Origin of the sequence: Abyssisolibacter fermentans, assembly GCF_001559865.1 — a bacterium.
Taxonomy (GTDB): Bacteria; Bacillota; Clostridia; order Tissierellales; family MCWD3; genus Abyssisolibacter; species Abyssisolibacter fermentans.
On sequence record NZ_LOHE01000037.1, the window covers coordinates 196794 to 219176 of the forward strand.

A 22383-nucleotide genomic window follows, 5' to 3' on the forward strand; every position below is an offset into this window, starting at 1 on the left:
GAATTTTTCTCTGTTTTTTTATGTAACAAAGAATCTTATATTTACAATAAAAAATTAAAAAATTGTAATAATTACAGATATTGCAAAGGCTAGCGTTTGCTAGTTTCGTTTTGTGTCTAAATTATACGTAAATAATATAAAAATTACATGGAATAATGGTATTAATTTTACGTATTTCTATTTAATATATTGTTTTACTATAATTACAATGATATTATATAACATGAAATATAACAAAAATATACAGGGGGATATAAATTATGAATAAAAAACTAATATTAGTAACACTGTGCGTCATGATAATTTCATTTTCAGTAGGAGTAAATGCCGACGAAATTATCACTAGCGTTACAGCAACTATTAATGATGCTATAAGTTTAACACTTGATGATGAAAAAGCAGAATTACAAGCACCTATTTTAATTTACAATGGGACTTCATATTTGCCAGTTCGTTCTATAGCTAATCTAACAGGATTGGACGTAGAATGGGATAATACTACAAAAACAATTAAATTAATAAAAGATCCTGTTAATTTAGAGAAGCCAGGAATTATGGATTTGCATAAAAAAGGATTAGTTTCGCTAAATAGATATGGGGATGCTGAAATTTGTTATAATGCAAATAAAACTGCTAAAATAACTAATGATAAAGCAGATTTGGTTAATAAAGATGGAGTTAAGTTTAAAGCTGGTTTAGTTATAGATGACAATTCTACTGGGCATGATGAAGTTTTAAAATTTTCTAATGAAGAAGCAGAGTTTAATTCGACAACTATTAAATTAAATAGTAATTATAAAAAGATGAGTTGTTACGTTAAGGTACAAAGCATAGGTAAATTTTCATCTTTAAACGAATGTCTTACATCAAAACTATGGCTTTATGACGCAGATACTAATACTGTTATTGGTTCACATGATTTTACCCAAAACAAAGTTAAAAAAAATGAAGAAAGTAATTTTATTAAATTTGATTGTGACGTAACTGGAATAGATAAATTAGCTATTATTGCGTCGGATGATGCTAATTATGAAGAAACTAGGTTTATTATTGCAGATATACAATTTGAAAAATAATATTTGTAAAATAAAACCGTATATAAAGTCTATGTCTTATATTATTTAATTAAGATATAGCGTTATACATCAAATTACAAAAATTACATTATAAAACTGTTATTAAAATATTTTAACATTAAAAAGAGACCTGCAAAAATGTTAGTATCTTTTTTTACATTTTGTCACAAATCAAACTATTTGTAATATCCTAATATTCTTTTAATTAGGATTTTTATAACTTCTTGAGCCTTTTTACCATGGATGCAATATAGTCGCTTTCTCAAAAAGCCATCTATATATACATTACTTTTTCGACCAAGGTTATATGACGAAAGAATAGGGGAGGAAGGAATGTATGAGTAAAGAATACTAAGCTGTTATGTAAATGGATTACATTTTTGAACACCTAAAATGAAGAGGAACACGAGGAAGAACAAGTTGTAAAAGGAAAGACTACTGTTAAAGATGCAATAGAGTGGGGGTTAACAATAGAAGAAATAGAGGAAGTAGTTGGTGGAACTATTGAAAATGTTAATTTACTAATAAGAGACATATGCATAGAAAATGGTATTTCATTCTCAGAAGCTAAGACTAAGCTAAATGATATGTTAGAAAAGAAATAATAAAAAGAGCAGAGAAAAATGAGTAATTAGAGTAGAATTTTTCTCTGCTTTTTTATATGGAAAAATAATGATTAACTAGAAAGGTATACAGTAATATGACATAATACGACAAAATTATTAAGTGAATATAAAAAATGTATATAAAATTAAAAAATAGAAGGATTTCTTAGAATGTAGAAAGAATAAAATATATATCATATATTAACTAATAGTTTAAAAATATAACAATAAACATAAATTATAGCAATACACTGGAGGTTAAAGTGAAAAAAATCAATATGGTTGTAGCTGATGCTGATAAGCAGTACAACGAGGCATTTGTTAACTACATTTTAAATAATTACGGTAATAGATTTTTAATAACAGCTTTTTCTAATAAGGATAATTTATATGATTTGACTAAAAAAAGTAATAACAAAATTGATATTTTACTTGTAGCAGAAGATATATATGAAGAAAATTTAAAAAAATTTGATGTAGGTGTAATAATTATATTAACTAAAAATAAAAATTGTTCTTATAGTGATTTGAATTATATAAACAAATATCAAAGGATAGATATACTTTTAAATAACGTGTTAAGTATCTATAGCGAAAAGAATCAAAATTTTACATATAATATGGTAGGAAATAATGAAACGAAAATAGTTGCTGTTTATTCTCCTGTTGGGGGAATAGGTAAGACAACTTTATCAGTTGGGTGTAGTATTCAAAGTGCACTTAATGGTAAGTCCGTTTTATATGTTAACTTTGAAGATATACAATCAACTGAATGTTTTTTTGAATGTAAGGGAGATAAGAACTTATCTAATTTACTATATTATGTAAAGGCCAAAAGACAAAGCTTTACATTAAAATGTGAAGAGGTAATAAAACTAGACAATGATAGCAATGTACATTATTTTTTACCACCGGATAATATAAATGATATGAATGAATTAACCGTTGAAGAAGTCAATTTTATATTTGAAGAATTAAGAAGAATGAAAAAATATGATTATGTTTTCGTAGACATGTCGACAAGCATGAACGATAAAAACATAGAAATACTTGATATAGCAGATTTTATATTATTACTATTTGGACAAGATGAAATGTCATTAATAAAAGCAAAGCAATTTATTAATCAAATAGATTTAATAGGACAAATTAGAAATAATGATATTTCTAAAAAGATACAAATAATAATAAATAAATATGACAATAAAATCTATACATCAATAGATTTCATAAATATGCATTCAAATAAAAGAATTATTAGAATACCTTCTGCTAATAATTTAATTTTTAAGTATAAGAACAGATACAAAATAGATATGAATGATTCTTTAGTGAAAGGTATAAATAAGATTTTAAATTCTATTAATTGACAGGTGATTTTATGATTAAAATTGACACAAATAGTTTAATAAGAGAAATAGAAGACTATGTTAAAGAGAATATGGATATAACTAGAGATCCAACAGATGAAGAAATAGAAGAGCTCATAACAAAAACTGTGTTTGAAAAATCTAAAAAATATTATATGAATATATCTGAAAAGCAAAATGTAATTAAGACAGTATTTAATTCTTTAAGAAGATTAGATATACTACAGCCGTTATTAGATGATAAATCTATTACAGAGATAATGGTAAATGGTTCTGACAATATATTCATAGAAAGAAAAGGTCAAATAACTAAGATAGATCAGAAGTTTGAAAGCACTACAAAATTAGAAAATATTATACAGACTATTGTATCAAAGGTAAATAGGACTATAAATGAATCAAGTCCGATTGTTGATGCAAGATTAGCTGATGGATCAAGAATACATGTAGTACTACCGCCAATAGCATTAAATGGTCCTATATTAACTATTAGAAAATTTCCTGACAAGCCTTTAACTATAGAAGAATTAATTAATTTAGGATCACTAACAAAAGAAGCTGCTGACTTTATAGAAAAATTAGTTACAGCAAAATATAATATTTTTATTTCGGGGGGAACTGGTTCTGGTAAGACGACATTTTTGAATACTTTGTCAAACTTTATATCTAAAGATGAAAGGATTATAACTATAGAGGATTCAGCGGAGCTTAAAATTGTCAATGTGCCTAACTTAGTTAGACTAGAAACAAGAGATGCCAATACACAAGGAAAAGGTAAAGTAGAAATATCGAATCTAATAAAAGCATCTCTAAGAATGAGACCAGATAGGATAATAGTTGGAGAAGTAAGAGGTAAGGAAGCCATAGATATGCTTCAAGCAATGAATACTGGACATGATGGTTCACTTTCAACAGGACATGCTAATTCTACTAAGGACATGCTTAGTAGAATAGAAACAATGGTATTAAGTGGAGCAGAATTGCCTTTGAATGCTATAAGACAGCAGATTGCATCAGCTATTAATATTATAATTCATTTAGGTAGGTTGAGAGATAAGTCTAGGAGAGTACTAGAAATATCTGAAATTTTAGGATTTTACAATGGAGAAATAAAATTAAATTCATTATTTAATTTTGTTGAACAAGGTGAAACTGAAGACAAAAAAATAGTTGGTAGCTTACAAAAAACTAAAAACAAACTGCAAAATACACGAAAACTAGAAATGGCAGGTTTTAAATTATCAGAGGATGGTGTCATATGCGAGCAATAATTTTAGTAATTATAGCAGGTGTTATTTCTGCTATAATGTTTTTGATTTTAAATAAAACTCAAAAACCTTCTTCTAAAAGCAAAAAGAAAATAAAAATGACTAATATTAATGTAAAAGTAAATAAAGATAATGAGTTGATTGACTATAATACTTACAATATGAATTTAAAGGAAAAAATATTTTATACAATGATTGCTGCTATAGTTGTATTTGTAATTGGTTATGTATTTTATAGGAGTATTATTATGGCATTGATTATAACTCCAGTTGCTTTAAAATATCCTTCTATGAGGGAAAAAGAAATAATTAAAAATCAAAAGAAAAAGCTAAGCATTCAATTTAAAGAAGCGTTATATGCAGTATCATCATCTTTATCAGCGGGTAAGTCTGTTGAAATGGCATTTAAAGACGCGTTAAAGGATTTAAAGGTTTTGTATATAAATCCTGATACCTTTATTTTAAAAGAGCTTGAATATATAATACGCAGACTAGAATTAAATGAAACTATAGAAAATACACTTTTGGATTTTAAAAGCAGAGCTCATTTAGAGGATGTAAGCAATTTTGTAGATGTATTTGTAATATGTAAACGTACCGGTGGAGATTTAGTAGATATTATTAAAACGACATCAGATACAATAGCTGATAAGATACATATAAAACAGGATATAGATGTAATGCTTTCTCAGAAAAAATTAGAGCAAAAAATATTAGGCATTATGCCTATAGTTTTAATACTTCTATTATCATGGAGCTGTCCAGAATATATGAATCCTGTATTCAACACATTTATAGGAAAAGTAGTAATAACTATAGCTATAGCTTTGTTTGTTGTTTCATATTTTCTAGCTGTAAAGATAATAAATATTGAGGTGTAAACAATGAGTATTTTTTTCATTTTTGTAACAGCGATATTTCTTACGGTATATATGTTATCAAAAAATAAATACAATGACATAATAGATGAACTTGATAAAAAAGAATATCCGTTGAAATCATTAATGCCTATGGGCTTGTACATTATGAAAGCAGTAGGTTACAAATATAATACTAAATATGACCAATACATAAAGCAAAAATTGATTAATTTACATACTACTAGAAATGATAATTACTACTTAAAGTTATTTTGGGTTAATAAAGTGACATACTTAATGGTTGTGCTATTAATTATTGGTTTATTTGGTGCAGGTATAAAAGAAGTATCAAGAGAGTTCATCTTTTTTGCTATAATTTTAATATTTGCTGTTTTTTATGGTATGGACAAGGATTTAGACAAAAAAATTGAAGATAAAAATAGATTAATTCGTTTGGACTTTCCAAGTTTTATGAACGAAATATCTTTGCTAATAAATGCAGGAATGACACTTCCTAAAGCATGGGAAAAAATTGTTAAAGATAATAGAGATAATAATAGACCTCTTTATAAGGAATTAGAATATACATATTTTGAGATCAAATCAGGCAAAGCTCAACAAAAAGCTTATGAAGATTTTGCTAAAAGATGCAGGACACCTGAGATAACAAAGTTTATATCAATTGTATTACAAAACTTGAAAAGAGGAAATGCTCAATTATCAATGTTATTAAGAGTTTTAGGAGCTGAATGTTGGGAAATAAGGAAAAACACAGCTAAAAAATTAGGTGAAGAGGCTAGCTCAAAGCTTTTGATGCCTATGATGCTGATGTTTATTGGAATTTTGTTAATAATGATGTTGCCAGCAGTTTTACAGCTTCAGAACATATAAATTAAATAGATAGTTGCAAAACAAAAATTAAAATATGATATGTAGATAACATTAATTGTTTAGCTCATAAGTTTTTGGTGAGGGGACCCATCTCATAATCTTTGACGGTTCCGACAAGAGCTCGTTTCTTATGATTAAGTGAGAGCTATGAAGAAACGAACTCTTGAAGTCACACTTACAAAGAAACATGAGATGGTTCCCTATTAACTATATTGGTATTTTTATAACTGTTTTGTGTGAGAAACTTAGTCATATTAAACATATAAACATAGTAGTTATCAGTAGTTTAGTGTTTTGTAACTAACTAATATAAATTAAATTATAGGAGGAAAATCATGAAAAATGAGATTAGAAGGTTTATAAAGGAAGAGGATGGTTTAGGAACAGTGGAGATAGTTTTGTTGATAGCTATTTTGATAGGTTTAGCTCTATTGTTTAAAAAAAGAATTGTAAAAATTGTAAATGGATTAATTGATAAATTAGATGCAGATACAGGTATTGATTCCACCAAGTAGTTAGATATTAAGGATGTGTAATGAGTGAAATTTCGGGGAGCATTTTTCAATACTAAAGGAAGTTTAACAGTAGAAGCAGCATTAGTATTTCCTGTTGTTTTGCTAGTCATATTTTCGATGATTTTTATGTGTGTCTTGTTGTATCAAAGTGCATATTTACAAACTACAGCAGATCAAATAGCTCAAATTAGTGCTTTGAATTGGAATAATACTAAAAGAATTGAAGCATTGAATAATAAAAATATACCAATTTCTACAACTACATATTTAGAAGGAGATTTATATTGGCATCTATACGATAGAGATAAGACAACTAAAATAAAATCTATTAGAGACTATGCTATAGCAAAATTAAATTATGGAAATATGATAAATGGAATGCTTTCTACTCAAGACAAAGTTGACATTAAGGTAAAGAATTATGTTGTATATAGAGAAATAAATATTACGCTCAAAGATTCGTATAAGCTTCCTTTTAGTGGTTTCTTTAAATCATTTGGTTTGAAGGAAGCTTATACAATTGAAAAAAAATCAAAAGCAGTTATAAATGAGAATACAGAGTTTATTAGAAATGTTGACTTTATGGCGGATACAGCTGATCAACTAGGAGTTTTAGATAATATCAAAGCTTCTATGGAAAAAGTAAAAGACAATGTGTACAAATTTTTAGAATGATATACATTGATATGGAGGAACAAGTATATATGTTTTTATACAGACAGAAAGGAGCAATATCAATATTTTTATGTATTATATTATTAGTTGTTATGACTTTAACTGGTCTGATGGTTGATAATGCAAGAATACGTGTAGCAAATACACAAGCTCAAAGAGCTACTTTAGTGTCAATCAATTCTGCATTAGCAGGGTATAATGAAGATTTGAAAAATGATTGGGGTTTATTTGCATTAAGTCAAAATGATAAGGCTGAGTTAGAAGAAGTTTTACTTTATTATTTTAATAAAAACTTAATGATAGATAAGGATGATTTAACAGCTAGAGGAGCAATAGATTTTTTAGATTTGTATGATTATAAGGTTGAAAATATTGAAATAGAACCTTTATTTAAAATTACAGATGTTGATGTTGCTAAGAAACAAATTATAGAGTATATGAAGTACAGAGCTCCAAAGGAATTAGTTGAAGAGTATTTATTAAAACTAGAGGTTTTGAAAAAAGCTTCATCTACCACTGAGTCTTATAGTGAGAAATTAGATGTAGAAAAAACAATAAATGAACTAGATAAACTTAGAAAAAAGTTGTACAAATTAGTAGGACCTGTAGCACCTTTTGATAATAAATCTATTCAGATATATAAAGATGAATTTGACAAGAATATTTGTTTTATCAATAGGTTTAATAATGAAGATGATTTCAGCGATGGGCAGTTAAGTTTTCAAAGCAAGGTGATTAAATACAGAGATACTATTATTGAATATCAAAATAATAGAATAGAAATAAGACTATTACAAAAAGAAATAGAAGAAATAAATGATGAAATAGAGGAGATTAACAAAAAAATAAGAAACCTCGATAATGATGATCCTGAAGATAAAAAGAAAATTGATGATTATAAAAGCGATAGAACTTCATTAAGAGACGAGAAAAGTGACTTGGAAGCCAAGATTGATACGCTTCGAGATGTAGTAGATGAGAATAAAAAAACAATAGACAAGCTATATAGCGATTTCCAAAATGATTTAGATAGAGACAACATTATTATAAAATATTTTGACGAACCAAATGGTTATAACAAAGCGTGTGCTATGAGCATAGAGATAATAGATGAGGTTTCAAGGCAAACTATCAAGGTTACTAAGAGGATAGATGAATTCGAGAACCATCTTGATCAAAAAAAAGATAAAATTATAAGCAGCTCATATGAAGAATTAGAAAAGGATATATCTGAATATAGGAGTTTGTTACCTGATGAAAATTCTTTAGCATATAATAACAACAAGTTCAAAAATACATTAAATGACAACTTAGAATTTTTGAAAGAAATGATGGAGCATATTAATGAAATAAGTCCAAGTGTAATTGAAAATAGTGAAACAATAGTCAATGACGAATATAGTTATAAGTTTTCAAAGATAGAAGATTTTAAAAATATAATTGGTAATTCTAGCAATAAAAAGGGACTTTTTGGTCTCATACCAAAGTTCAATAATAATATAGAAACTAATGTTAAATTATCAGCGAAGCAGGATGAGGAAAGCGAGAAAAGAGCAGAAGAGGGAGAAGAAGAGTTAGAGGAAATTGCAGATGAAGCAAATGAAGAAATAGAAGAAGATGATGATACCAAGAAATATATTGAAATACCTAAGGATTTGTACGAGACGCTACCTTCCTATGAAAGTAAATATTCTGACGAAGAAACAAGAGATGTAGTATTTGACGTGGATGAAGAAGATACATACAGTGAAGATGCCTTTGATTTTTTAAGTGGTTTTGGCTTTGATTTATTAGGAGATATGAGGGATAAAATATATGTAAACGAATATATCGTTAATTCTTTTAAAAACGATGTTTCTGAATTAAAACCTATGGAATTAAATCTAAGAAACATTAAAAAAAGTGAGCTTGAAACCTATTTTAACAATGGAGAAGTTGAATATATTCTAAATGGTTGTAGGTCAGAAAGAAAAAATAAGCTGTTAACAGATAGTAAAATTATTATGATTAGATTTGGTCTAAACTGTATTCATGTTTTTACAGACAGTCAAAAGAGAGCAGAAGCTACAGCTATAGCAACTGCTATGGCAGGATGGTGGACCGCTGGTGCAGGAATACCTATTTTTAGAACTATATTGCAGTGTGCATGGGCAATGGCAGAATCAATATTAGATTTACGATGTTTAGAACGTGGTGAACCTGTTCCTATGCTTAAAACAAAAGCAACATGGAAAGCGGATTGTGGAAAACTCATAGCACATGAAATTATAGATTATGCAGAAGGTGAAGCAGTAAGATTTTCAGAGCAAATGACTAATTATTGTGTTGATGTGGCAAATGACTATATGGATAAATTCATAGAGGAAAAGATAGCTGCAATTGAGGGAAGTGAGCCTATAGGTAACGGTAGTCTACAGGACTTTGCAAATGTCAGTGACCCTAATCTAAAAGAACTTATAAGCGGTGTGGATGCAAAGCTTGAGCAAGTAAATCAAGAAGCTAAAGGAAAGGCTAAAGAAGAATTAGAAAAATATATGCAAAAATCAAAGGCGAGTATTCAAGAATATATTAATTCACATAAGGTTGAGTTTAATAAAATATTTAAAGAGAAAGCGAATGAGCTTTCTAAGATGGGCAAGGATAAGTTGGATACTTACATTGATAAATATGAAAAAGATAATAAACTATCTAAGCTTGACCTCAAAAAAGACAGCAAGGCAATTGCTATAGATACCTATTATATAGATTATTTAAGGTTTTTGTTATTGCTTCAAAATGAAGAAAAAAGTATTAATAGAGCTTTAGATTTAATACAGATTAATTATAACAAAAATGATGAGGCGTTTAGATTAAGTGAACATAAGGTATGCTTAAAAGTTAAAGCTACTATATCTGTAAAATGCCTGTTTATGACACAGATATTCTTACCAAAAGATAAAAAAATGAAAGATAACAGATATAGATTTACAGTAGAATTATATAACTGGTACTAGGTGATGAAATGAATAATTTGGCTAAAAAAATTAATAATTCAAAAGGATCATTAACTGTAGAAGCAGCAATAGTACTGCCGGTTTTTATATTTACTATTATGGCTATAGGGATGTTTATAAAAGTTGTGTATGTACAAGAATTAATTGGACATGCCATAAATGATGCTGTAAGCGAAATGGCATCAACTAGTTATCTATATAATGCAAGTGGTGTGTATGATTTGCAGAAAGGCGTGCAAGATAGATTAGATGAAAAAGCTGGTAGCTTTAAACAAAACAAGCAAAAGAGTATTGAAACCTATTTGCATATAAGTGATTTGGTTAAAGAATCAGAGCAAATTGATTTAGAGAATATTAAGAGTAGCAGCGATAGCATAATAGAAAAAATTATGGTGTGTAAGGATGATGCTAAAGAGATTGCTTCTATAATTTCTAACTGTGCTAAAAATCCATCTGAGGAGATTATGAGCATAGCGTCTTTCGCTGCAGATAAAACATTTAGTAAATGCAAAGATACCGTAGGAAATGTTATTTTACATCTATATTTAAAGAAATACGGACTAGATGATGAAAAATTAAAAGATTTAAATGTAGAGAATTTTAGTGTAGCAGGCTCAAGATACTATGATGGAAATGAAGATATAGATATTGTTGTAACATATTCTATAAAATTACCTGTACCTTTTAAGAATAACAATATAGCTATTACTCAAAGAGCTACAGCAAGAGCATGGATGGCAGGAGGGATTAATACTTCTGTATTAAACGAAAATTCTGAAGATAAGGATGAATTGAGTGATAAAGATAATGATGAAGATGATGCAAATAAAACTAAAGTTTACGTAACATCAAAAGGCAAAAAATATCATAGGTTTGGATGTAATTTGATTTTCAAAAAATTAAGCTCAATTACTTTGGAAGAGGCTATAGATCAAGGCTACACCCCTTGTGAAATTTGCTTGAAAGATTCAAAAGAGAATATTACGAAAGTCTATATTACTGATTCCTCAAAGTTTTCTAATAAAAGATACCATAAGCATGGATGTACTGCTATTTTTAAAGATATACATGAAATTAAATTAGAAGATGCAGTTAAGACATATGAACCATGAAAGAAATGTAATCCTCCAGTTTTGGATGGAAATTAAATTAGTATGAGGTTTAAATAATGATTTATTTAGTTTTTCTTAGTGCAGTAGTATTTTCATTTTTCATAAGATGTTTTTTAAAGCAGTGGATGAGTTATGATTACATTCATATACTTGCTATTCAAGTATTCATAGGGTTATTTACAGTTTTGGTATATTCAATTTATGGATTAACAGTAGAATTGTATATTTATGCCAGTCTGTATATAATCCTAATTTGGACAGCATTAGTTGATTATAAAAATAGGATGATACCGAATAGATTGATTGTTTTAACAGTTATAATAGGTCTTATTTTTATGTGTATTAATATGGATAAAAATAAAATTATTTATTGTGTAGCTTTGACTGTATTATTGTTTTTAGTGTCTTTCATATCTAAGGGAGCTTTAGGGATGGGAGATGTAAAGCTAATAGGGTGTATGTGTTTATTTTTAGGGAGTAAAATAATTAGTATTTTATTAATTGCTTCTTTATTGTGTTGTATAACAGGTATTGTATTAGTGTTATTAAAAAATGCTAATAGGAAAACAGAACTGCCATTTTCACCTTTTATAATGATTTCATTGATGATATTAATTATAATAGGTTAAGGCACATTTGAAAAAATAAAATAGTTATCTTACTAGTCCTTTTGAGTATTTTTGTTGTTACTCAATCACTTACATACAGTAAGTGATTGAGTGCCTAGAAAATAATCAAAATTACTTTGCAAATTGACTTATTTATTTTTTTCATATGCCTAAATACCTGTTAAGAAAGGAGTCTTTTATGGCTGTAGGCGAATATAAGATTAATAAAAACAGTAATGATAATATTTATACAATTATCGAATTAACTTGTCCATTAGATGACATTATTAATTATCAAGTTGAAATGATAGGTGAGAATTTAGAGCTTGGCATAATACCAATTAATGTTATGGCAGAAAATAATATAGTTAAATTGTATTATGATACGTCAGATAAGATTTCTTTATGTGAATATTTAAAAGTTCAAAAGCTTAGTAAAAATGAAAAAATAGAAATGCTGCAATCTGTAATAAGGACTATAAAAAATAGTAAGAACTATTTATTATATGAGAATAGTTTTATTCTTGATTTAAATTATATTTATATTGAGCAAAATTCATCAAAAGTACAAGTAATGTATTTACCAATAAAACTTGATTTTAATATTAATCAGAATATAAGAAGTTTAATCAATGAAGTAGTAGGGGTGGATACAGGAGAAATTGATATTTCTTATGTGGATTTATTAAAACAACTGGAATTACTTAAAATTAAATCAGCTAAAATAGAGCTTACAAATACATATGAAATAAAGAATAAGATTAAAAGAAGTAATAAAGTGTACAAGAAACCTGAATCCAAAAACAATAAATCTAATAAACCTGATAAGGTTAAAAAGAAAGATGCACAATCAATTGTAAAAAGAAAGAAAAATTATTCTATTACAAAACAAAAGAAAAACTTAATAATATTTGGCTTGACGCAATTGGTATTAATAATAATAATTACAATAATTTTAAAGTTTGCTAATAACGTAGATTCTACTACATATGCTGGTATTTTAATTTTAGTTATAGCTGTAGATTTCCTGATTTTAAAAAGGTTAGTTAAATCAAAAGAGAACATAAATAACAATAATTATGAAAGACAAATAAATGAACCATCTGTACCAATGAGAAAAGCAAAAAAAATAAATGTTGGTAGAGAAGATGATATTTAATTACTAATATGAGGTGAGAGATATAGTATTTATTAAATGGATAGAAATAGCTATTTTAGTATCAATAGCTTTTCTGCAAGACATTAAATCATATAAAGTAAAAAACAAATTAATATTGGTATTTTTATGTATAGGTATTATAACAAATGTATATGTAAATAATGTACATGGATTAATAGATTCTCTAGCTGGAATTGTAATGCCTATAGTAATATTGTGGATACTGTTTATAGCAAGAGTGTTAGGTGCTGGAGATATTAAGCTTTTTTGTTGTATAGGAGCGATAGCGGGAGCGAAATTCACAGTATTTACAATAATATATTCTTTTTTAGCTGGTGGAGTTATTAGTTTGTTTTATATTATATTTAGAAATAGTGCGATAAAAAGTTTTAAAAGTTTATTCAATTTTATTAAAGCATGTATATTAACACACAGTATTTTGGAATATGAATTTGACTTAAAATCGAAATTTCCATTTTCAAGTGCTGTATTTTTAGGCTTTTTATTACAAGTGTGGATTAATATATAAATGGACAAAGGGAGTGATATTTTGTTTGCAGTTATAGCGAGTTCACTGTTTTCAGGGCAGATAAAGAAGGCAATTTACGATAGCGAAGGACAAATAGTTTATAATATGATTTCTACTAACATAGATATTATTGATGCTTTACAAGAAGTTGATAATTTAGATGTTGATTATCTAATTATAGATATGGTATCAGTAGAAAATCATAGAGATATACCATTTGCGATAAGAGATTTTAGAATAAAGAATGAGAATACGCAAATTATTATAATTGCACCTAATTGTTATCCGGGTAATCAAGAATTATCGCTAATAGTTACAATGGGAGTTTACGATATTCTAAATCCAATAGGAGATAATCTTAATGATTATGATCTTTATTCTGATTTGTTAGAGGTACTAAAGTATCCGACAACTTATGCTAAGGCTGTAAAATGGGATTTGGGATTAAATGCATTATCACAAAATGTAAAAGCAAATTCCAACCAGAATGTTGTAACTATAGTAAAAGATAAAATAGTTGGAACTATGGTTATTGGTGTAGTTGGAACTATGCACAGAATTGGGACAACACATACCGCTATAAATATAGCGAGTTTTTTAAAGACCTTTAACGTCAAAGTAGGATTAGTAGAGCTGAATAAAACTACAGTATTTGAAGATATAAAAAATTCATATATAGATGTTAAAGATATTGATAATGGTTTTTTATTAGATGGTATATATTTCTATCCAAACAAAGAAGATATGAAATTATTAAACATTCTAGAAGATGATTTTAATTACATAGTATTGGATTTAGGTGTTTATAATGATTGCCAGTTAGAAGAATTTAAAAGAGCTGATGAGAGAATAATCGTTAGTGGAGTAAAAGATTGGGAATTGGGGTCATTAGAAGCTATTTTAAGGACAAGAGATGGCATACATAAAAATAAATATCTTTTTAATTTTTCAGACGAAGAAACGTTTGCAGAGATAAAAGAGAATATGGTTGATTTAAGATGTTATTTATCGTCACTAACAGGTAACCCATTTTTAGTAAATAAGAATAGCTATAAAATGTGCGCAAAGTTGCTTGAGAATATAATTCCTAAACAGGATGGTAAAAGAAAAGGTTTGAAGTTTAATATTAGTGGTATTTTCAAAAAGGAGAAATAAAATGAAACGTAAATCAAGGTTGTATAAATCTATAATGACGGAAGATAAAAAAATAAAAGATTATTTAAAAAATCCTACTTCAACAACTAGCATTGGATTAATAGGAGTAACAAGTGGTGTAGGTGTTACCCATACACTTATAATGCTTGCTCAGTGTTTATCATCAAAATATAAAGTAGCAGTTTTGGAATTAAATGAAACAGGGGCTTTTAAAGAAATATATAGAGCTACAAATGAGAATATATATTTAGAAAAAAATTATTTTACTTATAACAAGATTGATTACTATTGGGATATAGACTATTCGAGTTTTATCATGAAACATAAAGAAAAATATGATTTTATAATAATGGATTTTGGTAATTATAATGAACTAATAGATTTTGATGAATTTATAAGAGCCGACAAAAGAGTCGTACTAGCTCATGGAATAGATTGGAAAATAAAAGAGCTTATTAATTTCTATAATGATACTCGCAGTGTAGATGTTAATAGAAGTTGGATTTATTGTATTCCTTTTATAGAAGACAAATATTTAAAAGATATTAAACAGCTAGTTGATAACCCAATATATCATATACCTTTTAATATGAACCCTTTTAAACCCAATAATGAAGTAAACAATTTTTTCGCAAAGATTATACTAAACTAACTCTATGCTATATCATCTTATGAAAAACTCTGATATTTAAAGCAAAATTGTAAGTTCTTAAATATGTAAATATATATTTCTACGAAAAGGAGGGGATTTTATGGGATTTACTAAAAAGAAAAATAAAATGCGAAAACGTATTATATTTGCACTAATACTTATATTTATTCTTTGTGGAGCAGTAGTGGGTGTGTATATCATGTATAATAAGCAAGTTCAAAAAGTACAAGAAGCATATATAGAACAAATAGATGATTTAAGAATGCAACAATATAACCTAAAAAGAATGGTATTAACACCTATTTATGATATACCAGCTGGAACCAAAATAGAAGCTCAAATGGTTGAAGAAAAAGAAATGCTTTTAGATGTAAATAAAGAAAAACTTCTAACAAAAGATAACTTAGGTGATATAGCTGTAATTGATTTAAAAAGTGGTAATCCAATATTCAAAAGTATGATAACTACTGAAGATATTACTAAGGATTTGAGAGAGCAGGAATTTAACATGCTTTTGTTACAGAGTAACTTAAAAAAAGACAAGTATTTTGATGTAAGAATAGGCTATGCTAATGGAGATGATTATATTGTTATAAGTAAAAAGAAAGTTAGAAATATTGATTTGTCAAAAAATATAGTATGGCTGTGGCTTGATGAAGAAGAAATAATGACTATAAATAGTGCAATAGTTGATGCTTATCTAAATAAAGGTACTAAGCTTTATGTTGTTACATATGTAGAGCCTAATATACAGAAAGCATCAGTACCTAACTATCCTGTAAAGATAAATGTTTTAAATATAATGAAAAGTAATCCTAATATTTTAAAGCTTGCTAAAACTTCATTAAGTGAACAAGTTCGATTACAGCTAGACAATAGATTATTACAACTGAAGCCAGAGGATATATCAAATGTAAATGCAGGAGTATCACAAGAGGTTAATAAGAGAAGTGAAAAGATAAGCGAGCAAAAGCAAAGAGTCCAAGCTGAGTTGGAATCAGATGATATTCAAGAGGGGGCTAAGGAGAAGGATGATAAAAAAGGAAGTAAAAAAAGTGGAGCCTTTGATAAAAAATAAATTAGGATTTTTTGGAACATACAAATGCGATATTATAAATTATCTATCAAGAATTCTAAGCAAATTAGATAAAAAAGTAGCCGTGATTGATGCAAGTATTGAGCAGACAATGCGTTATTGTATACCACAAACATATGACGGCAACTATGTATCATATAGAAGTGTTGATTTTTATATAAATTGTCAAGCTGAAAAAAGTTTTATCAATGTTACATTTGATGATTATGACGTTATACTGATAGACTTTGGATTTAATAAATCGTTGTTAGACAAGCTATATGATTGTACGGGAATATTTTTAATATCTGATTTTCAAAGGTATAATATTCAACGTATAAGAGCTTTTACAAATGATTTAAAAGATGAGTCTTCTATAATTAGAATTTATAGAGATATGGTTGATAGTAAGATTGATAGCAAATATATAGATAGCTATTTAAATATAGATAACTTTGAGGTTATAGCAAAATACGAATTTGAGTTAGAACCACAGGATTATAAAAGTAATATTGAATTTCAGTATAATGATATATTTAAATTTAAAGATTTATCGAAATACTACAAAGATATGTTAAATGATATTATTAGCGAGTATTTCCAAATTGAAAAAAAACAAATTCTCAAAGCAGCAAAGCTTGCTGAAAGGGGGAAGTGATTTGCAGGTAGCATTTTGGAGCGTTGTACATGGACAAGCGAGTACTACAAGTAACATGATAGCGGTTTCATTGATGACAGCGCTAGAATATAGAATGAAGCTTTTGATAACACATAATCATTTTGAAAAAAGTACTCTTGAAAGTAGTTTAATAAATAGAAGGTACTTAAAAAAGGGATTAACTGACCTAGAAGATACAGGTATAGATGCATTGAGCAGATTCGTCAAGTTTAATAACATTGACAAAGATAGCATAGTGAACTATACAACAACACTGTTGAAGAATAGATTAGATTTACTAATTGGTACATCAAACACAAATAGAGAATTGTATTTTAATAACTTAGGAAAAATCATACAAACAATATTTAATTCAGCACAAGAATACTATGACATTTTATTTATCGATGTTTGTTCAGGCTATAATGAGCTTTCACGAAAAATAGTAGACGAATCAGATTTAGTTGTAGTAAATCTCAATCAAAATATTAATGTATTAGACGATTTTTTTCAAAATCATAAAGATTTATTAGATAAATGTGTTGTATTAATCAGTATGTATGATGATAATTCAAGGTTTAACTACAAAATGATTAGTAGAAAATATGGTTTAAAAAAAGGTATAGGATTAATTCCTTATTGTAGAGAATTTGGGGATGCATGCAACGAAGGAAAAGCAGTAGATTTTTTCATGAGAAATCTAAGGGCTAATAAGGATGACAGCAATTATTACTTTATAAAAGAGGTAAGAAAGTCTGTACAGATGATATTAGAAAAAATAGATATTGATATTAGTCTGAAAAAGATAGGTGATTAAATGGCGAATCTTGTTATTATTATCATTATAATTTTAGCTGTATGTGGTTTTATATACAAATATTTCAGTCGGGTTAAAAAATGGAGTGGTTATCATATTGATGAAGATAAATACAATATAAATGTCTTGACTGAATACATTAAAGACACATTCAACGATATATTAAAAACCAACTTATATGAGATGAATATATCAAAGGATGAGTTTAATAAGAGGATGCAAAATAGAAATCAACTTAGAAAAGCCCTCAAAAGCTGTACATATGGAGATTTAAATGCAAAAAACTATGTAAAAGCTTTCATCAAAGATATATTGGTCAAATCATATAATATTGACGAATCAAATATAAATAAGGTTATAAATTTTAACAGTCCCAGAGAATTATCTGTGCAAGATAAGTTTGAAATTATGTTGTATGTGTACAAAAAAAGATTAGGCTATAAGGCATTAGAGCGGATTATAGTAGATAACGAATTAGATGTATTGAAACAAACAGATGATGGACAGGTTTATGTAATTTCAAAAGAAGAAATCGAAAAGCTTTATTATAAAAAAATAAAGAGGATTGACAATTTTGAAGACAAGCTCAATATAATCGTCCAGCGTATATACCAAAGATACAAGGGGTATGGTGTTATAGATGAAATAAGAGATATGAAAATAGACGGTGTTTCAGGAGGTGTTTCTGGTATACCATCAACCTTCCATGAGAAAGTTGATTTCAACATGGATATTAATCTCATAAGAGCTCTACCGTTTAGTCATGATTCTGTTTGGATATTTTTTAAAGGTAAGACAATTCATCTGTCATTTTTATCCTTTGGATCGCAAAATGAGTTGATTAGAGTATGTAAAAACATATATAGGTACAATAATCCAGGACAATTGTCAGAGAGTAATGGTTACAAGATAAATGAAATGAAGGACGGAAGTCGTGTAGTTGTTGCAAGACCGCCTTTTGCGGAGAGTTGGGTATTTTTTGTTAGAAAATTTGATAGTATACAAAATCAAAACATAGAAGATTTAGTAGTAGATAAAAACAATAAATTACCTATTGACTTCATTCAATGGATTATAAAAGGGTGTAGTATTACAGCTGTTACGGGTAGTCAAGGAACAGGTAAAACTACATTGCTTATGTCAATCATCAAGTTTATCGATCCAACTTATACTTTGCGTATACAAGAAATGGCTTTTGAGTTACACCTAAGAAAGATATATCCATATAGAAATATTTTGACTCTTAGAGAAACTACAACAATTTCAGGACAAGAAGGACTAGATTTACAGAAAAAGACTGATGGTACAGTAAATATATTAGGTGAGGTAGCGACAGCGGGAGTAGCTTCGTGGATGATTCAGATGGCACAAGTAGCATCACTATTTACATTATTTACACACCATGCTAAAACTGCTGAAAACTTGATTGTATCTCTAAGGAATAATCTATTACAGACGGGTATTTTTAACAATGAAGGCGTAGCAGAACAACAAGTAGCTGAGGTCATCAACTTCGATATACACTTAAGCAAGGATATAAGCGGACATAGATATATAGAACGAATTACTGAAATAGTACCTCTTACACAACACTGTGATTATCCTCAAGCTTATAAACATGCAAAAAATCATGATGAAAAGATTGATATGTTTATGGATACAATGGGAGAATTTTTTAACAGAATGACAGATAGAAAGAAATTCGAGACAAGAGATATTGTAGTGTGGGATAACGGAGAATTTAAGCCAGGCAAAGCTATAACTAAGTATACTTATGACAAATTGTGTAATCACATGAAAGAGGCTGGTAGACTTAAATTCAATGATTTTTTAGTTACTAATTGGGGGAAGCTTTATGAGTAATACAAGTATAATACTTATTGGCGCTACGTTTATAATACTAATAATCGCAGGAGCTATAATACTAGTAAACAGTCAAAAGAAAAAAAGCAGCAATATGAAAGCTAAAATAAAAAGTCAAAACGATTTTTTATATACCTCATATATATTTTTTAGTAAATATACATTGACTAAGAAATATATTCAGAGAGTCAGATTGAGATTAGAGCTAATGGAGCTTTCGGATAATTGGACGATAAATAGAAAAACTATGAAATTTACATATATCTCCTTAGGATTATCTTTAGGATTGTTTTTAGTGATGATGACTATAGATTTAAGTTTCTACTATTTTATAATATCAGTGTTCACTATTTATATAGTGCATAATCAAATATTAAAGTTATTGATAGATAGGATTGAAAACAAAATACTTATGCAATTTGAGAAATACTTGGGAGATATCAGACATCATTTTCATGGACATGGAATGATAGATGAAGCAATATATGATTCAATAAATGAGAGTGATTATGAGATATCCTTACACGCTACCAGAATGTATGAAGTGCTAACATCTGATGATGTAGAGAGTAATTTGGACAAGTATAACGATATGATGCCTAATAAATATTTTAGAACTTTTCTAGCACTATGTTATCTAGTACAAAAATTTGGGGATAAAGTAGTAGATGGTAAATCGATGTTTCTAACAAATCTTAATTACTTAAAGCAGGAGATAAATTTAGAGTTCTTGAAAAGGAAAAAAATAGATTATCTATTCAAAAGTTTATCAATAATAGCAATTGTACCAATATTTCTTATTAAGCCTATTGAAAAATGGGCAATATCTAATATGCCAGACTTGGTGTATTACTATAGCGGTGCGTATGGGTTTGTTGTCCAGATAGTGATATTTTTAATTGTATTATTAAGCTATCAAATGATTAACAAAATGCAGAGTAGTGATGATAATGTCAGTCAAATATCAAACCACATAGAAGAAGCCTTACTTAAAAATAATAAGATTTCTGAGCTAATGGATAGAGTAATAGAGAAACAATATAGTAAATCAATCAAAGTTGGTAAACTACTAAAAACCGTAGGTTATAGAGCGAATATAGAACATTTTTATTTAAAAAGGATACTATGGACAATTTTTGGATTTGTATTGAGCTTTATGATATTTTTAAACATACATTTAATTAGCAGGCATAATATTTTGAATTCACAAAATATCGACGGAGGTGAAGTACAACAAAATACACTAAGTGAAGCTATAGATAGAGAATATATACTAAAGTATTCAGGGCAAAATCCAAGCTTTAATGATATTAGAAATGATTTAAAAAAATCAGTTAATATTAGGGATTCAACAATTATAGCTATAACCGCTAAGCGGATATTGACTAAGCTAGATAAATACGATAGTCACTACTTTAAGTGGTGGGAGTTATTAATCAGTGTACTGTTTGCTTTACTATTTTATAACATTCCATACTGGATAATATTATTTAGGAAAAAAATCGTTCAGATGAATATGGAAGATGAAGTTATGCAGTTTCATACTATTATTCTTATGTTGATGCATATAGAAAGGATTGCAGTTGAGGATATCTTGACTTGGATGGAGCAGTTTTCAAATACATTCAAAAGTTCAATAAGTAGATGCATAAATGATTTTGAGTATGGTGACTATCAGGCACTTGAGCAATTAAAGATAGACGAACCATTTTTACCATTTGTAAGAATAGTAGAGAATTTACAATCTGCAAGCGACAAGATTTCAATTGCACAAGCATTCGATGAGTTAAAAATCGAGAGAGGTTTCTACCAACAAAAGAGGAAGCAAGACAATGAAATTATGGTTAATAAAAAAGGTATGTGGGGAAAGCTGATTGCTTTTGCACCAATGATGTTAGCGTTATTACTCTACACAATATTGCCGTTTATACTTATTAGTATAAAACAGCTGACAGGTTATTCTGATCAATTAAAAGATATTATGTAAAAAAGGGGAGATAGAATCATGGAAAATTCAGTTAAAGCAATTATCATAGGAGCTTCAATAGCTATCACTATGGTTATAGTATCAGTTGGGTTTTATATTCTGAGACAGGGACAAGATGCAGCAAGAAACACAAGCGAAAAAATTTCAAATATGAACACACAAATAGCAGAATCAGATTATACAATGTACGATGGATTAGATATTTCAGGCTCTGAAGTAGTAAACGTTTTGAACAAATTCAAGAATCAGTATATAGGAATCAGAGTAGAAACAGGTAAAAAAAGTACAGGTACATGGTACATTTATGATGTAACTATTGATGATGACACTGCAAATGTTGGAAAAAAATCAACAAATAAAATATCCAATGTTATTGACGAAACAAAAAATGAATATATAAATCCAAATGGTAGATTTACGGGAAAAGTATATCGTGATGAAAATGGTGCTATATCAGCACTGGAATTTATACAGAATACTAAATAGTGTAGCATCGCTTCAAGTGGGGTAGCACT

Annotated in this window: 20 protein-coding genes; all 20 read left to right on the top strand. The window is 28.0% G+C overall.

The window, feature by feature from the left end; genetic code table 11:
• Nucleotides 1–260: 260 nt before the first annotated feature.
• The 20 genes from AYC61_RS04520 (at nt 261) to AYC61_RS04615 (ending at nt 22354) form a co-directional block, all read left to right on the top strand.
• A complete protein-coding gene (locus AYC61_RS04520) occupies nt 261–1076 on the top strand; it encodes a stalk domain-containing protein (RefSeq protein ID WP_066497490.1) in 816 nt (271 codons plus the stop codon).
• Between the two features lie 868 nt (nt 1077–1944).
• Entirely contained in the window at nt 1945–3051 is a 1107-nt protein-coding gene (locus AYC61_RS04525) for an AAA family ATPase (protein WP_066497492.1), read from the top strand.
• Between the two features lie 11 nt (nt 3052–3062).
• Nucleotides 3063–4322, top strand: coding sequence for a TadA family conjugal transfer-associated ATPase (locus AYC61_RS04530; RefSeq protein WP_066497493.1), 1260 nt, complete (start codon nt 3063–3065; stop codon nt 4320–4322).
• The gene (locus AYC61_RS04535) at nt 4310–5200 is read left to right on the top strand and encodes a type II secretion system F family protein (RefSeq protein ID WP_242866737.1); all 891 of its coding nucleotides are present in this window, start codon (nt 4310–4312) and stop codon (nt 5198–5200) included. The genes AYC61_RS04530 and AYC61_RS04535 overlap by 13 nt, the downstream gene beginning before the upstream one ends.
• A 3-nt stretch (nt 5201–5203) precedes the next feature.
• Nucleotides 5204–6070 carry a type II secretion system F family protein gene (locus AYC61_RS04540; RefSeq protein WP_066497496.1) on the top strand — a complete coding sequence of 289 codons (867 nt, stop codon included), beginning with the start codon at nt 5204–5206 and terminating at the stop codon, nt 6068–6070.
• A gap of 335 nt (nt 6071–6405) precedes the next feature.
• On the top strand, nt 6406–6585 hold the full coding sequence (locus AYC61_RS04545) for a Flp1 family type IVb pilin (protein WP_066497497.1): 180 nt from the start codon (nt 6406–6408) through the stop codon (nt 6583–6585).
• Nucleotides 6586–6609: 24 nt separating this feature from the next.
• Nucleotides 6610–7260: a TadE family protein gene (locus AYC61_RS04550; protein ID WP_066497498.1), complete on the top strand. Its 651-nt coding sequence runs from the start codon at nt 6610–6612 to the stop codon at nt 7258–7260.
• Between the two features lie 29 nt (nt 7261–7289).
• Complete coding sequence (locus AYC61_RS04555; protein WP_066497504.1) at nt 7290–10253, top strand: DUF5702 domain-containing protein; 2964 nt, start codon at nt 7290–7292, stop codon at nt 10251–10253.
• A gap of 8 nt (nt 10254–10261) precedes the next feature.
• Nucleotides 10262–11365, top strand: coding sequence for a TadE family protein (locus AYC61_RS04560; protein WP_066497505.1), 1104 nt, complete (start codon nt 10262–10264; stop codon nt 11363–11365).
• Between the two features lie 56 nt (nt 11366–11421).
• The gene (locus tag AYC61_RS04565; protein WP_066497507.1) at nt 11422–11994 is read left to right on the top strand and encodes a prepilin peptidase; all 573 of its coding nucleotides are present in this window, start codon (nt 11422–11424) and stop codon (nt 11992–11994) included.
• 178 nt (nt 11995–12172) lie between these two features.
• A complete protein-coding gene (locus AYC61_RS04570) occupies nt 12173–13132 on the top strand; it encodes a DUF6382 domain-containing protein (RefSeq protein WP_066497509.1) in 960 nt (319 codons plus the stop codon).
• Nucleotides 13133–13145: 13 nt separating this feature from the next.
• On the top strand, nt 13146–13661 hold the full coding sequence (locus AYC61_RS04575; RefSeq protein WP_066497511.1) for an A24 family peptidase: 516 nt from the start codon (nt 13146–13148) through the stop codon (nt 13659–13661).
• 21 nt (nt 13662–13682) lie between these two features.
• Entirely contained in the window at nt 13683–14816 is a 1134-nt protein-coding gene (locus AYC61_RS04580) for a hypothetical protein (RefSeq protein WP_156456345.1), read from the top strand.
• A 1-nt stretch (nt 14817) separates the two neighbouring features.
• Entirely contained in the window at nt 14818–15468 is a 651-nt protein-coding gene (locus AYC61_RS04585) for a hypothetical protein (protein ID WP_066497514.1), read from the top strand.
• Between the two features lie 100 nt (nt 15469–15568).
• Nucleotides 15569–16546 carry an SAF domain-containing protein gene (locus tag AYC61_RS04590; RefSeq protein WP_066497517.1) on the top strand — a complete coding sequence of 326 codons (978 nt, stop codon included), beginning with the start codon at nt 15569–15571 and terminating at the stop codon, nt 16544–16546.
• Nucleotides 16524–17201 (top strand): hypothetical protein, encoded by a 678-nt coding sequence (locus tag AYC61_RS04595; protein WP_156456346.1) that lies wholly within the window; start codon nt 16524–16526, stop codon nt 17199–17201. Before AYC61_RS04590 ends, AYC61_RS04595 begins: the two co-directional genes overlap by 23 nt.
• 1 nt (nt 17202) lies before the next feature.
• Complete coding sequence (locus tag AYC61_RS04600) at nt 17203–18018, top strand: CpaE/TadZ family protein (RefSeq protein ID WP_066497520.1); 816 nt, start codon at nt 17203–17205, stop codon at nt 18016–18018.
• Nucleotides 18019–19881 (top strand): ATPase, T2SS/T4P/T4SS family, encoded by a 1863-nt coding sequence (locus AYC61_RS04605; RefSeq protein ID WP_066497522.1) that lies wholly within the window; start codon nt 18019–18021, stop codon nt 19879–19881.
• Nucleotides 19874–21868 (top strand): hypothetical protein, encoded by a 1995-nt coding sequence (locus tag AYC61_RS04610; RefSeq protein WP_066497524.1) that lies wholly within the window; start codon nt 19874–19876, stop codon nt 21866–21868. The genes AYC61_RS04605 and AYC61_RS04610 overlap by 8 nt, the downstream gene beginning before the upstream one ends.
• Before the next feature lie 18 nt (nt 21869–21886).
• Nucleotides 21887–22354 carry a hypothetical protein gene (locus tag AYC61_RS04615; protein WP_066497525.1) on the top strand — a complete coding sequence of 156 codons (468 nt, stop codon included), beginning with the start codon at nt 21887–21889 and terminating at the stop codon, nt 22352–22354.
• Nucleotides 22355–22383: the final 29 nt, after the last annotated feature.